Here is a 15,375-nt window from a genome sequence, read left to right on the forward strand (position 1 = left end):
ATATCAAAATTTTAGTAATACAAATCCTTTAGTCGATAACACAAAGTGATAGATTGAGTTTTTGTTATATTAGGTCTATTGACTATTGTGTAAATCATTATGTAAGCTAGTGTAGAACAGAAAAAAAGGTTTGTGAAATAGCTGATTAATTATGGGGTTATAAGTAATTTATTATAATGAGGTTTAATAAAAGAATTTAAACAAATGGCAAAAATTAACTCGCTCAGTATGTTGCAATACATTGATGTTTTACTTAAGCATGGCAATTACACTAAAGCTGCGCAGAATCTGTATATTTCTCAATCATATCTAACCCAAACAATAAAAAAAATAGAAAATGAACTAGGGATTGATATTATCAATCGGCAAAGTACCCCCTTACAATTAACCGAAGCTGGAAAGATCTATTATCAGTATTTAACATCATTAGTTAACGAACAAGAACAATTTAAAAGAAAAATCAAAAAATATACTGACAGTGATTATACCGTTATCCAAATTGGTGTATTACCAAGTTTAGGGACTTATCTACTACCGCTATTTTTACCTAAATTTATAAATAAACATCCTGATATTAAAATAGAATTACATGAATATATTCCTAAAAACAGTGAGGAAAAAACAGAAAATCAAATCCTTGATTTTTTTATAGGGCAAAATCCAGAAACAATATCCCAAAATTTAATTTGTCATAAATGTGGTAAGCATCGTTATTATGCATTGATACCAGAAACGTCAAAATTATACCGAAAAAAAGTTAATTCTAATGAATATAATCATAAATTCATGAAATCATTATTACAAGAAAAACTGATTTTGACTGCACATGGTTCAGCAATTCGTCAACAAGTTGATTATCTTATTCAAAAATACAAAATTCAACCCAATATTATTCTTGAAAGTAGTAACATTTTTACGCTTGTTGAGTTAGCTAAAAAAGGACTTGGAATTACTTTTATTCCAGAAAGCGTTTGTATCAATGAAAAACCAAATGATTTAGCATATAATTTAATACCACTGCCTTTGGATCTCATTTCGTTGAGTTATTTTATTGCCTACTCTACTCATAAAATGCTAAGCAGTGTAGAAAAAGAGCTCATTAACCTATTCATCTCCTCTATGCCATAAGTTATCTGGTTAATGACTAATCTTGATTAACAAAATCAGTTGTAGACTAAGTCAATAACCCATTTGAACAAGCAAATTCTTTATTGGTGGTAATAACCATGCCTTCTATATTTGTTAATTGATTAATTTTTTTAATAGCATTCACAGGACTATAGCCATAGAGTTGTGTTGTCAAAATTTCGCCATCTATTGAATGAGTAGATACAATGGTTATGCTTTCGATTTCAGTTTCTACAGGATAACCCGTTTGACTATTAAAAATATGATGATAAGTTTTTCCATTATAATTAAATGTTCTTTCATAAAGACCAGATGTGACTGCTGATTGATTTTTAATCTTTAATACCTTAATTACATTACCGCGAATTTGAAACGGGTTTTGAATACCTACTTGCCAAAATCCATCATCATGAAAAGGACACTCACCATAAGTTAATACATTACCCCCTAAATCAATAAATGCAGATTTTGCATTTTGTTTTTTAAAAATTTGCATTATTTTATCGGCAAAATATCCTTTAGCTAAAGCACCAAGATCAATGGCCATTCCTTTATATTTTAAAAATACCGACTTATTCACCTCATCCAAAACAATATCATTAGGATCGATGAGAGTTAAAAGTTGCTTAATTTCTGAATCAGGTGGGTATCTAGCGTCATGAAATCCGACTCGCCATGCTTGGATAAGCGGACCAATTGCAATATTTAAAAAACTATTATTAATTAGACTTTGAGCCTTACCTATTTTAATCAAGGTAAAAAGATCTGATTTTACCGTAACAGGTTTAATACCGGCATTAAGATTGATTTGCATTAAATCTGAATTGCCACAATTTGCACTAAAACGACGCTCATAATCTATCAACTTTTTTTCAGCGATATCTAATAGATCTTTAGCATAATCATGTTCGACCCAAATTTGAATTATGGTTCCCATTAAGTTGAGCAAACGCTTATCATTTTTCATGCTGATTAGTTCCTGATATTAAAAATTATGTTAGTCACAACTACCCAATCTTAACCCAGTTATAACAAAAAAAAAATCAACTATCAAATCAATCATACAAAACGTAAATATATTTTTACAAAATCAAATTAATTAAGTGAAACACCGAAAATATAGTTTACCTTAATGTAATTTTGTGTTTACATATAACGTGTTTATGTATTTATTTTTTTACATATAAAAAATATGAATGATTTTAACAAGGAAAATAAAATGTTAAAAGACACACTAAATAATGTTCGAATAAGAGATGAGCACATGTTAGTTACACCGGAAGAAATTAAAAATCTTTATCCATTATCATTTGAATTAGAAAACCAAATTGCCTCTTCCAGACAAACCATTGTTGATATTTTAGAACGTCGTGATCATCGTTTACTGATTGTTTGCGGACCTTGTTCTATTCATGATACTAAAGCAGCGATTGAATATGCGCACAAACTAAAAAAACTATCTGATGAAGTAAAAGATAACTTATTTATTGTAATGCGTGTCTATTTTGAAAAACCGAGAACTACGGTTGGTTGGAAAGGTATGATCAATGACCCACATATGGACAGCTCGTTTGATATTGAACATGGTCTGAAAAAAGCTCGTAAATTACTTCTTGATATCACTAAGATCGGATTACCCATTGCGACCGAAGCATTAGACCCAAATACACCTCAATACCTTGGTGATTTAATCAGCTGGTCGGCTATTGGAGCCAGAACCACTGAATCACAAACCCACCGGGAAATGGCGTCGGGGTTATCAATGCCAGTTGGCTTTAAAAATGGTACAGATGGCAGTTTGGATGTGGCGATTAATGCCATGAAATCAGCTTCTATGGCTCATCGATTTGTGGGTATTAATCAGCAAGGGCAAGTTACCGTATTACAAACCTTAGGCAACCCGCACGGTCACGTAATCCTAAGAGGTGGAAAAGCACCTAATTTTGATGCTGAAAATGTTGCATTATGCGAACTGCAAATGAATAAGGCAAAATTAGTACCTAACCTAATGATAGATTGTAGTCATGCCAATTCAAACAAAGATTATCGTAATCAACCAATTGTTGCTGACTCAATTATTGAGCAAATTAAGCAAGGCAATAATTCAATCATCGGTGTCATGATAGAAAGTAATTTATCTGAAGGCAATCAACCCTCCGAACAACCAAAAGAAAATTTCAAATATGGGGTATCCGTTACTGACGCTTGCATTAACTTTGAAACAACTGAGCAATTATTGCGAAGAATGAATAATGATTTAGCACAGCCGTTACAGAGTAGGAAAAAGTAAACGGTTAAAGCTGAAATTATGTTTATAAATCGCCGACAATAGTCGGCGATTTTTTTACTAACCAAGTTGCTTACGAGCATTACGGAAAATACGCATCCACGGACTATCTTCACCCCAATTATCAGGATGCCACGAATTAGTTACTGTTCTAAATACTCGCTCTGGGTGCGGCATCATAATCGTTGCTCGACCATCACTTGAGGTTACTGCGGTAATCCCATTTGGTGAACCATTTGGATTTGCCGGGTACTGCTCTGTCACTTTACCAAAATGGTCAATATATCGAACTGCAACCAAGCCAGAAGCTTCTAAACGAGTCAAATGATCTAAATCGCGGGTTTCGGCTTGACCTTCACCATGTGAAACCGCAATCGGCATATGCGAACCAGCCATATCGGTAAACAGTAATGACGGACTAGATTGAATTTGAACTAAACTGAAACGTGCCTCAAAACGTTCCGATACGTTGCGTACAAAACGCGGCCATAACTCAGCCCCCGGTATCAGATCTTTTAGATTCGACATCATCTGGCAACCGTTACAGACCCCTAATGACAAAGTATCATTACGATGGAAAAACTGTTCAAACTCATGGCGAACTTGTTCATTAAATAAAATAGACTTAGCCCAGCCTTCACCTGCCCCTAATACATCACCATACGAAAAACCACCGCAAGCAACAAGTGTATTAAACTGACTCAAGGTTATTTGGCCAGATAATAAATCCGTCATATGGACATCAACTGATTCAAAGCCAGCGCGAGCAAATGCAGCTGCCATTTCAATATGTGAGTTCACGCCTTGTTCGCGTAGAATTGCTGCTTTCGGTTTCACTCCTTTGACGATATAAGGTGCAGCAATGTCTTGCGCTGGATCAAAAGTAAGTTTGACATTCAAGCCCGGATCATCATCATTTTGTTTGAGTTGATGCTCTTGATCAGCACATGCTGGATTATCGCGTAAACGTTGCATTTGCCATGTGGTTTCGGCCCACCATGTTCTTAAGGTTAGACGCGATTCGCTATATACCACAGCAGTATTATTGCGTACAATAAATTGCTGTCCGACTTTAGCTTTACCTAGTGTGTGAACCACATGCGAAAGCCCAAACTGGTTAAAACAGGTCATGACTTTGTCTAGCTCACTGCCGCAAATTTGAATAACTGCGCCGAGTTCTTCATTGAATAGCGATGCAATAACATCACTACCAAGTGGGTGAATATCAACATCAATACCACAATGTCCTGCAAATGCCATTTCTGCCAATGTAACCAATAAGCCACCATCTGAACGGTCATGATAAGCCAGTAAGCTTTTTTGAGCGACTAACGCTTGGATAGCTTGATAAAAATTCGCTAACTCTTTAGCATCATGAACATCCGCGGTTCTTTGTCCTAGATGACGATAAACCTGAGCTAATGCTGTTGCCCCTAGTGATTGATGACCTCTGGATAAATCAACAAATAATAATAGATTATCTTCATCGATAGAAAGCTGCGGTGTAACAGTTTTACGTACATCTTCGACACGCGCAAATGCAGAAATCACTAACGATAACGGTGAAGTTACCGTTTTTTGTTCACCATCTTGTTGCCATGTTGTTTTCATAGACATGGAATCTTTACCGACTGGAATAGCCAGTCCCAAAGCCGGGCATAACTCTTCGCCAATGGCTTTAACCGCTTGATAAAGACCGGCATCCTCACCAGGGTGACCGGCGGCAGCCATCCAGTTAGCCGAAAGTTTAATACGTTTAATATCACCAATGTTTGTCGCGGCAATATTAGTAATTGCTTCACCCACAGCTAAACGTGCTGATGCCGCAGAATTAAGCAAAGCTACCGGCGCACGTTCCCCCATTGACATTGCTTCACCATAATAACTATCTAAGCTTGCTGTTGTCACCGCACAATCGGCCACCGGCACTTGCCAAGGTCCAACCATTTGATCACGGGCGACCATACCAGTTACTGAACGGTCACCAATGGTAATTAAAAAGGTTTTTTCCGCCACAACTGGCAAATGTAGTACCCGTTTTACAGCATCATATAAATTGATATCCGCTGTTGAAAAATGATCCCCTTGTGCTTGGCTAGATTTGACGTCTCGTAACATTTTAGGGGTTTTGCCCAATAACACATCTAACGGTAAATCTATCGGATTATTGTTGAAATGTTCATCATGTAACACTACCGCTTTATTTATTGTGGCTTCGCCAATAACAGCATAAGGTGTACGTTCACGCTTACAAAGTTCATCAAATAACGCTAGGCTTTGCGGATGAATCGCTAGCACATAACGCTCTTGTGATTCATTGCACCAAATTTCTAATGGTGACATGCCTTGTTCATCACTTAATATTTTACGCAATTCAAACTGACCACCACAGCCACCATCACTAACCAGCTCTGGCATAGCATTAGACAAACCACCTGCGCCCACATCATGGATAAATAAGATTGGGTTTTTATCACCAAGTTGCCAACAACGATCGATTACTTCTTGACAACGACGTTCCATTTCTGGGTTATCACGTTGAACTGAAGCAAAATCAAGATCAGCATCTGATTGTCCTGATGTCATAGATGAGGCCGCACCACCACCTAGACCAATATTCATGGCAGGCCCACCTAATACAATTAATTTGGAGCCGATCGGAAATCCACCTTTTTGAATGTGTTCTCGACGAATATTTCCCATACCACCGGCTAACATAATCGGTTTATGATAGCCTCTGACTTCTTCGCCATTAAAGCTATTAACTTTCTCTTCATAAGTACGGAAATAACCTAATAATGCTGGGCGACCAAATTCATTGTTAAAAGCCGCGCCACCTAAAGGTCCATCCATCATAATATCGAAGGCGCTAACAATTCGATCGGGTTTACCAAAATCTTGTTCCCAAGGTTGCTCAAAATTAGGAATACGCAGATTCGAAACCGAAAAACCTACTAATCCTGCTTTGGGTTTGGCACCTTTTCCGGTCGCTCCCTCATCACGAATTTCACCACCACTACCAGTTGCCGCACCCGGCCAAGGAGATATTGCTGTTGGATGATTATGCGTTTCAACCTTCATTAAAATATCAGCATATTCCTGATGATAATTGTAAGTTCGATTCTCATAATCAGCAAAAAATCGCCCAACTTTAGATCCATCCATTACCGCGGCATTATCTTTATAAGCGGATGACACATAATCTGGCGTATGTTCAAAAGTATTTTTGATCATTTTAAATAATGATTTTGGCTGTTTAACACCATCAATAATCCAATCAGCATTAAATATTTTATGACGACAGTGTTCAGAGTTTGCTTGACTAAACATATAAAGTTCAATATCGGTTGGGTTACGGTTCAATTTTTGAAAACTCTCAACCAAATAGTCAATTTCATCCGATGCTAAAGCTAAACCTAATTTGATGTTAGCTTCTTGTAAAGCTTGGCGACCTTGACCTAATAAATCAATTGTGCTTACTGGTTTAGGTTGTTCAGTCTTAAATAATTGCTGAACTTGTTCAAAGCTACTTAACACCATTTCCATCATTCGATCATGAATTAATGCAAAAAAGCTATTTTGTTGTATGGCTGTTAAAGGTGAACTAACTTGCACATAATAAGCAATACCACGCTCTATTCGACGAATTTGTGATAGTCCACAATTATGTGCAATATCAGTGGCTTTTGATGACCATGGTGAAATAGTGCCTTCACGAGGGGTAACTAAAAAGAGTATTTTACTCGCTAAATTTTCTACCTCTATCTGCGAACTTTTAGGGCCATATTGCAATAGCTTGTCCAAAGTTAATTGTTGTTCACAAGTCAATTCATTGGTTAAATCAATAAAATGAACGAATTGTGCTTCAATATTGATAACTGGGATAGATTGTTCACGACATGAGGATAAGATTTTATTAATACGAAATGTAGATAGAGCAGAAGAACCAGCTAAAATTTTCATGCTAAGTACTCTTTTTAAGCCAAAATAGGAAAAAAATAGAGCAACATTATAAAAGAAAGTCATTAAAGAGGCTATCTTAAAAATTATCAAATCATTCAATAAAAAAAGTTGAGGAACGGGGTTTTTGGACACTAAATTCCGCAATTATACTGTAATTTAGCGCTTTGATTACTATTTAAAAAAACGAATTTGTGATGGGAACATCTTGTCAAATTCAAAAAAATAATTGATTTATCGAATAAATATTGCTTTACTGCAACTTAAAAAATAAATATATGTACATATTTTAGAAAATATAAAAGCAATAAGTATTTTTTAGAAGTATAAGGAAAGTAGAGTGGAATTCTTTTTTTATTTCCTCATTATCGTTCTGTTTATTGCAGTATTTGCTAATTTTGCTAATTTGAAGCAACAAATAACGGCCTTACAGAGCCAATTAACAGAATTGCAACAACAGCTCTTATCATTTACACAGCAGCTTTATCAATCTGATAAAACGCATGTAGAGAAAGAAAACGATACGACCCAAGAAGAATCCGTACTCAATACCCCTTCTATCCCTCAAAATGAAACTAATTTTATTGAGATTGAGCAAGAAATGGTTCAATCAACAGTTAACATGCATTCTGATGAAATAGAAGAAAATAGTTCAGAATCAGTAACGGCAGAATTAGAGATAATACAACCGTTAAAACCATCCCATCAACAAGAAACATTTTCAAACTTGGCACTTAATGAGCAAAATGAACCCGTTTTACCTGATACTACTGGGCAATCTGATTTTGAATCGATAGTTGAAAGCCCATTAAGTGTTGAACATGATGAAGCAAAAGTCGAAACCCTAACAATTATTGAGCAAGCATTCTCAGCACAAAACACCGAACCGGATAACCAACCTGAGATTAAACAAGCTTCATCCGACCCGTTTGAATCATACCATAAATATACTCGTAGCAATGAAACTAATATCGGTTACAGTTTGTTTAATTGGTTAATTAAAGTCAATATTATCACTAAAATTGCTATCATAATTCTATTTTTGGGGCTGACTTATCTATTTAAATACGGGATTGAACATCAGCGCCATTATCTTTCACCTGAAGTTAGAATTTTAAGTGCACTTATATTAGGAATTAGTTTACTAGCTATTGGTTGGAAATTACGCCTCAAACGTCAAATTTATGCCCTTATATTACAAGGTGGTGCAATAGCAATTTTATATCTGACCATTTTTGCTGCCTTCAAGTTATATGAGTTAATCCCAGCATTAATCACCTTTGCTATTTTAGTTGTGATATGTTCTTCCAGTATTTTATTTTCTATTTTGCAAAGAGCCATAAGTTTGGCAATCATTGCCTGCGTTGGTGGCTATGTAACACCAATTTTACTATCCGATGGTTCTGGTAATCATGTTGCGTTATTTAGTTATTATTTAATGATTTCAACCGCAATCTTGATAATCAGTATCACACAATCTTGGCGAATTCTTAATCTAATAGGATTTACTTTTACTTTTGTTGTATCGCTAGTTTGGGGAATACAGAGTTTTACGCCAGAATTTTATAAAGAATGTCAAATCTTTATACTTGGTAATTTAGTAATTTACGGTGTATTAGCGGTATTGTTATCAATCCGAAGTATCCATAATAAAGAGAAATACCAGAATATTATTGATTTGTTATTACTGTTTGGCGCCCCTTTATGCGGATTTGGATTGCAATATGCTATTACCCAGCAATGGGAATTTGGTCCAGCATTTTCATCACTAGGCTTTGGATTATTCTATCTTGGTGGTGCCTTTATTATTTTCCATTTGTGGAAATCATTAGCGAAAACACTATCGTTATATTGGCTTGCTATTGGTGTTTCATTTATCACATTATCTATTCCGCTTGCACTTAGTGCCAATTGGACTGCTACATTGTGGATGTTTGAAGGAACCGCTATTACATGGATTATGCTCTCTCAAAAATACTACCGTACAGCGCTATCAGGCACCTTAATCATGTCATTAGGGATTATATCTGCGGCAATATCGTTAGAAAACAATCAACTAACTCCTACACTTTACACTTCGCTTTTAGGAATTAGTAGCATTATTTTATTAGTTAATGCTTGTTTATGGCACCAATATGGACAAAAAACCGAAGTAACAAAATTAATCAAATCTTTTTGCTTATCTATAGCTGTCGTTGTTTGGATATTGTGGATTTTATTAACCATCCCGCTATTTTTACAGCAAATTATTTTACAAATACCATTAATTTTATTATGTTTTACTGTTTCCTTTTGGTTATGGTATTTCATTGGTAAAAAGATTAATTGGAATATCATCTGTCATGGAATGGTATTACTTTGGGCGGTACTGGCAATAAGTTTGTTAAAAAGCCATGCAGTTTCCTATTACTATTTTTCTAGCTATTGGCCTAGCAATCTAGCATGGATCGCAGCCTTCATAAGTGGTTATATCTATCTATATAAAATCCAGGATAGTAAAATAAATAGTAATACCAGTATAAATAACAAATTAATTTTATTACATATTAGTCTATTTTGGCTGTTACTGATCTGGTTAGCTAGAGAAATATTCCATGTATTTGATATCTTATCATGGGGATATGAGGTAATAAAATGGAGTTTATTGGCAACTATTGCAAGCGGTATCACTTTACTATTGTATATTCTTATTAAGCGCCGATATATTACTTCATTATCATTGATAAAAAGTTATTGGTCTATAGGTTTGCTCCCACTTATTAGTTATATGGCATTTTATTTAATTGTAGGACTTGGTATGAGTGGACAAATTATCTATTGGCCTTATATACCAATTGTTAATCCACTTGAAGAAAGTGCTATTTTTAGCTTAATCATGCTTTGCGCTGATGAATCCCCTAATGATTTTGGTAAAAATCATTAAGTTAAGGTGGATACACATCTTGTCATATGATCAAATGGTTTCGCGAAAAATCAATAATCAGACAACAAGATGTGCGAACTCGATATTTTACACGACTCTCTTTACCAATTCTGCCCCGAATTACACTTAAAACGACTCAACAGCTTAACGTTGGCTTGCCACGCATTACTTGACTGTAAAACTCTCACTCTTACCGAACTTGGCCGTAACCTGCCAACCAAAGCGAGAACAAAACATAACATCAAACGAATCGACCGATTGTTAGGTAATCGTCACCTCCACAAAGAGCGACTCGCTGTATACCGTTGGCATGCTAGCTTTATCTGTTCGGGCAATACGATGCCCATTGTACTTGTTGACTGGTCTGATATTCGTGAGCAAAAACGACTTATGGTATTGCGAGCTTCAGTCGCACTACACGGTCGTTCTGTTACTCTTTATGAGAAAGCGTTCCCGCTTTCAGAGCAATGTTCAAAGAAAGCTCATGACCAATTTCTAGCCGACCTTGCGAGCATTCTACCGAGTAACACCACACCGCTCATTGTCAGTGATGCTGGCTTTAAAGTGCCATGGTATAAATCCGTTGAGAAGCTGGGTTGGTACTGGTTAAGTCGAGTAAGAGGAAAAGTACAATATGCAGACCTAGGAGCGGAAAACTGGAAACCTATCAGCAACTTACATGATATGTCATCTAGTCACTCAAAGACTTTAGGCTATAAGAGGCTGACTAAAAGCAATCCAATCTCATGCCAAATTCTATTGTATAAATCTCGCTCTAAAGGCCGAAAAAATCAGCGCTCGACACGGACTCATTGTCACCACCCGTCACCTAAAATCTACTCAGCGTCGGCAAAGGAGCCATGGGTTCTAGCAACTAACTTACCTGTTGAAATTCGAACACCCAAACAACTTGTTAATATCTATTCGAAGCGAATGCAGATTGAAGAAACCTTCCGAGACTTGAAAAGTCCTGCCTACGGACTAGGCCTACGCCATAGCCGAACGAGCAGCTCAGAGCGTTTTGATATCATGCTGCTAATCGCCCTGATGCTTCAACTAACATGTTGGCTTGCGGGCGTTCATGCTCAGAAACAAGGTTGGGACAAGCACTTCCAGGCTAACACAGTCAGAAATCGAAACGTACTCTCAACAGTTCGCTTAGGCATGGAAGTTTTGCGGCATTCTGGCTACACAATAACAAGGGAAGACTTACTCGTGGCTGCAACCCTACTAGCTCAAAATTTATTCACACATGGTTACGCTTTGGGGAAATTATGAGGGGATCTCTCAGTGCATTGCCTCCAATTCCCATAATTTATTACGCCGATAATAACTTGGTGTAACCTTAAAAATGTACTTAAATCGACGTGTAAAAGATTGTTGGGAATCAAATTGATATTTTAATGCGATCTCAAGGATAGTTTTTTTCGTCAACCTCAACTCAACAGCCGCTTTCGTCAAACGACGAGCACGAATATAGCTAGCCAGTGTGACCCCTGTTACTTTTTTGAACAGCCGCTGAAAATACCACTTGGTATAACCCGCTTTATTCGCCACATCATCAAGCAGTAAAGACTGATCTAAATTATGTTCAATCCATAATAGAACATCTTTGATAACCGTTGTATGAAACTGCTTATCATCATATCTTAATTGGATGTTATTAGCTTTATTTTGATAGCGAGAATGCTGTTCAATATACATAAAATAACCTAAATGTTCTTAAGATTGTCACGACCACATCATCATGATACCATAAACATACTGACGGTATGTTATTTTAAATCTATCATGGAAAATAAAAATCATCAACAAGAAAATTTTAAGAGTACCTATCAATCACTGGTTAACTCAGCACGAATATTGTTTGTTGAAAAAGGCTATCAAGCTGTTTCAATAGATGAGATCTCGGGAAAAGCGTTGGTGACCAAAGGTGCCTTTTATCATCACTTTAAAAATAAAAAACAATTACTCAGTGCCTGTTATAAGCAGCAATTAATTATGATTGATGCCTACATCACAACAAAAACTGATTTAACAAATGGTTGGTCTGCCTTAGAAAGTATATTTGAACATTATCTTGATTATATTATTGATAATAATAAAAACCTTATCCCTATCCAAGAAGTGATGCCTATCATTGGTTGGAATGAACTTGAAAAAATTAGCCTTGAATACATTACTGGTAAGGTAAACGCCATTGTCAGCAAATTGATCCAAGAGAACCAACTTAAAGCTTATGATGATGATGTGCTTAAAAACTTACTCAATGGCTGGTTTATGCATATCGCAATACATGCGAAAAACCTAAAAGAGCTTGCCGATAAAAAAGGCCAATTTATTGCTATTTACCGCGGCTTTTTATTGAGCTTGAAAGATAAATAAAATAGATAGGTTTTATTTGAAGCTAAATCTTCTTTATCGTAAAAAATGCCCTCTTGGGTTATCAAGAGGGTCATTATATTTCGCGGAATAACATCATTTGGTGACGAAATAACTAAGCACTTGTCTCCTGTTTACTCCCCTGAGCTTGAGGGGTTAACATGAAGGTCATCGATAGCAGGATAATAATACAGTAAAACGCTAAACCAATAATCCAAATCCAGCCATCCCAAATTGGTAGTGAATGATTATAAATAACAGCAAACAGTAATGGGCCAATAACACCGGTTGCATTGGTAAGGCTCACCAATAATCCCTGTAAAGCACCTTGCTGATGACTCTTTGTTTGGATAGACATCACTCCCTGTAATGCAGGTAAAGCGATCCCACCACCAGCCAATAAAATTAAAACAGGGAAAACTAACCAACCTTCAGATATAAACGCTAAAAAGGCAAATGCACTACTATCTGCAATAAATCCGAGCAGTACTGCCGTTTTTTCGCCCCATTTAGTGGCTATTCTTCCTGCCACAAAGGCTTGGAATACTGAGTGTAAAAGACCAAGACCCGCTAATGAAAAGCCAACCATCATGCTATTCCATCCAAAACGATTTTCGGTAAATAGCACCCACACCGTTGCGGGAATTTGGCCTATCAATTGCGCTGAAAAATAAATAATCAACAAAATGGGCATCGTTTTAAATAAAGTGATGTATACCGAATTCGATTGCGTCTCAACCCCTACTTCGGTATCTGTATTATCACGTGTATTTTTGGTTTCACGGAACCAAAACATAACCACAAGGAAAGTGACAATATTTAGCAACGCAGCGATAAAAAAGGGACTATGCGGTGAAATCTCTCCTGCAAAACCACCAATAATAGGCCCCGCTATTAAACCAAGCCCAAAACTTGCCCCTAACCAACCGAACCACTTCACGCGTTGAGAAGCTGAGGTGGTATCGGCAATGACCGATGCCGCGACAGCCCCAGTAGCTCCTGTGATCCCTGAAAGCAAACGGCCTAAATACAGCATCCAAAGCGCACTTGAAAAAGCCAGCAATAAGTAATCCAGCGATGCGCCTATTAATGACAACAACAGCACTGGGCGCCGACCAAATCGGTCAGACATTTTTCCAAGCCAAGGAGCAAAGATAACCTGCATTAACGCATAAAGTGCAAGCAATACGCCAAAGTGGTTAGCGATATCTTCCGAAGCAATAAATTCACGTAATAACGTTGGCAAGACTGGCATGATAAGGCCAATCCCCATGGCATCGAGTAACGTAATTACCAATGCGATCTTTGTCGAACTATTCATTTCACTTTTCTCTATTACTGATAGGGAGTGGTAAAATAACTCTATCAATGATAGAGTGTCAACAAAAATTAGGAATTAATGATGTCTAGATTAGATAAAAGTAAAGTGATTAACAGCGCATTAGAGCTGCTTAATGAGGTCGGAATCGAAGGTTTAACAACCCGTAAACTCGCCCAGAAGCTAGGTGTAGAGCAGCCTACATTGTATTGGCATGTAAAAAATAAGCGGGCTTTGCTCGACGCCTTAGCCATTGAGATGTTAGATAGGCACCATACTCACTTTTGCCCTTTAGAAGGGGAAAGCTGGCAAGATTTTTTACGTAATAACGCTAAAAGTTTTAGATGTGCTTTACTAAGTCATCGCGATGGAGCAAAAGTACATTTAGGTACACGGCCTACAGAAAAACAGTATGAAACTCTCGAAAATCAATTAGCCTTTTTATGCCAACAAGGTTTTTCACTAGAGAATGCATTATATGCACTCAGCGCTGTGGGGCATTTTACTTTAGGTTGCGTATTGGAAGATCAAGAGCATCAAGTCGCTAAAGAAGAAAGGGAAACACCTACTACTGATAGTATGCCGCCATTATTACGACAAGCTATCGAATTATTTGATCACCAAGGTGCAGAGCCAGCCTTCTTATTCGGCCTTGAATTGATCATATGCGGATTAGAAAAACAACTTAAATGTGAAAGTGGGTCTTAAAAGCAGCATAACCTTTTTCCGTGATGGTAACTTCACGGTAACCAAGATGTCGAGTTAACCACCCTTTAGATTCATAAAGCGAAAATAATGCGGCTCCAACGTACCCACCTAAATGGAAACGGCGTTCACTCCAATCTAAACACGCACAACAGATTTTACGTGAATGTTTGGAAGGAACGTCAATTCCCATTTCATGAAAATATTGAATACCACTTAATGTGATCATTGAACCATTTTCAGTGATCCATTGCTGTTGACAAAGGGAATCATAGATCTTAACGGCAACTTCGCCAGCTAAATGATCATAGCAAGTACGTGCTTTTCGTAAATGCACTGGCGTGGAAACTTTGGCATGTACGCCATGGTTTAAGGAGATCCCCATCATACTTTCCATCAATTCAGCAATATCTTTTCCTGCTAGCCGAAAATAACGATGCTTGCCTTGAGCTACTACTGTGATTAGCTGGCAATCTAATAATTTAGATAAATGACTGCTCGCCGTTGAAGCTGATATATTCGCCACAGAACTTAGCTCAGTGGCCGTCCAAGCTCGCCCATCCATCAAAGCACTGAGTATTTTAACTCGTGAAATGTCAGACATAGCCGCCCCTATCGCGGCTATTGAGGACTCAAAGGTAACCTCTTTTCGTATTAAATTAGCCATCGCAA

Annotated in this window: 10 protein-coding genes and 1 pseudogene; 6 read left to right on the forward strand and 5 right to left on the reverse strand. The window is 37.0% G+C overall.

From position 1 onward, the window contains the following. Positions 1 to 204: 204 nt before the first annotated feature. Positions 205 to 1,128: a LysR family transcriptional regulator gene (locus AC5LXI_RS14455; protein WP_493442963.1), complete on the forward strand. Its 924-nt coding sequence runs from the start codon at positions 205 to 207 to the stop codon at positions 1,126 to 1,128. A 46-nt stretch (positions 1,129 to 1,174) separates the two neighbouring features. On the opposite strand, the gene AC5LXI_RS14460 is transcribed toward AC5LXI_RS14455, so the two are convergent. Beyond that, the gene (locus AC5LXI_RS14460; protein ID WP_493442964.1) at positions 1,175 to 2,095 is read right to left on the reverse strand and encodes an FAD:protein FMN transferase; all 921 of its coding nucleotides are present in this window, start codon (positions 2,093 to 2,095) and stop codon (positions 1,175 to 1,177) included. 252 nt (positions 2,096 to 2,347) lie between these two features. Here AC5LXI_RS14460 and AC5LXI_RS14465 point away from each other — a divergent pair, with 252 nt between their 5' ends. Beyond that, a complete protein-coding gene (locus AC5LXI_RS14465; protein ID WP_493442965.1) occupies positions 2,348 to 3,418 on the forward strand; it encodes a 3-deoxy-7-phosphoheptulonate synthase in 1,071 nt (356 codons plus the stop codon). A gap of 57 nt (positions 3,419 to 3,475) precedes the next feature. On the opposite strand, the gene purL is transcribed toward AC5LXI_RS14465, so the two are convergent. Beyond that, a complete protein-coding gene (gene purL, locus AC5LXI_RS14470; protein ID WP_493442966.1) occupies positions 3,476 to 7,378 on the reverse strand; it encodes a phosphoribosylformylglycinamidine synthase in 3,903 nt (1,300 codons plus the stop codon). Positions 7,379 to 7,715: 337 nt separating this feature from the next. On the opposite strand from purL, the gene AC5LXI_RS14475 reads away from it, so the two are divergent. Next, the gene (locus AC5LXI_RS14475) at positions 7,716 to 10,298 is read left to right on the forward strand and encodes a DUF2339 domain-containing protein (RefSeq protein WP_493442967.1); all 2,583 of its coding nucleotides are present in this window, start codon (positions 7,716 to 7,718) and stop codon (positions 10,296 to 10,298) included. Positions 10,299 to 10,367: 69 nt separating this feature from the next. Continuing rightward, entirely contained in the window at positions 10,368 to 11,576 is a 1,209-nt protein-coding gene (locus tag AC5LXI_RS14480; protein WP_001339197.1) for an IS4-like element ISVsa5 family transposase, read from the forward strand. Positions 11,577 to 11,606: 30 nt separating this feature from the next. On the opposite strand, the pseudogene AC5LXI_RS14485 reads toward AC5LXI_RS14480, so the two are convergent. Next, positions 11,607 to 12,002 (reverse strand): annotated as a pseudogene (locus tag AC5LXI_RS14485) (helix-turn-helix domain-containing protein); the annotation flags it as partial. An 87-nt stretch (positions 12,003 to 12,089) separates the two neighbouring features. Here AC5LXI_RS14485 and tetC point away from each other — a divergent pair. After that, positions 12,090 to 12,683: a tetracyline resistance-associated transcriptional repressor TetC gene (gene tetC / locus AC5LXI_RS14490; RefSeq protein WP_000428546.1), complete on the forward strand. Its 594-nt coding sequence runs from the start codon at positions 12,090 to 12,092 to the stop codon at positions 12,681 to 12,683. A gap of 112 nt (positions 12,684 to 12,795) precedes the next feature. Here the strand turns inward: tetC and tet(B) are convergent, their stop codons facing one another. Next, complete coding sequence (gene tet(B) / locus AC5LXI_RS14495) at positions 12,796 to 14,001, reverse strand: tetracycline efflux MFS transporter Tet(B) (RefSeq protein ID WP_001089072.1); 1,206 nt, start codon at positions 13,999 to 14,001, stop codon at positions 12,796 to 12,798. A gap of 81 nt (positions 14,002 to 14,082) precedes the next feature. On the opposite strand from tet(B), the gene tetR(B) reads away from it, so the two are divergent. Then, a complete protein-coding gene (gene tetR(B), locus AC5LXI_RS14500) occupies positions 14,083 to 14,706 on the forward strand; it encodes a tetracycline resistance transcriptional repressor TetR(B) (protein WP_000088605.1) in 624 nt (207 codons plus the stop codon). Here tetR(B) and AC5LXI_RS14505 read toward each other — a convergent pair. After that, positions 14,684 to 15,370 (reverse strand): ArsR/SmtB family transcription factor, encoded by a 687-nt coding sequence (locus tag AC5LXI_RS14505; protein ID WP_001284954.1) that lies wholly within the window; start codon positions 15,368 to 15,370, stop codon positions 14,684 to 14,686. The genes tetR(B) and AC5LXI_RS14505 overlap by 23 nt on opposite strands. Positions 15,371 to 15,375: the final 5 nt, after the last annotated feature.

Source organism: Gilliamella sp. LMG 34361, from assembly GCF_984569075.1.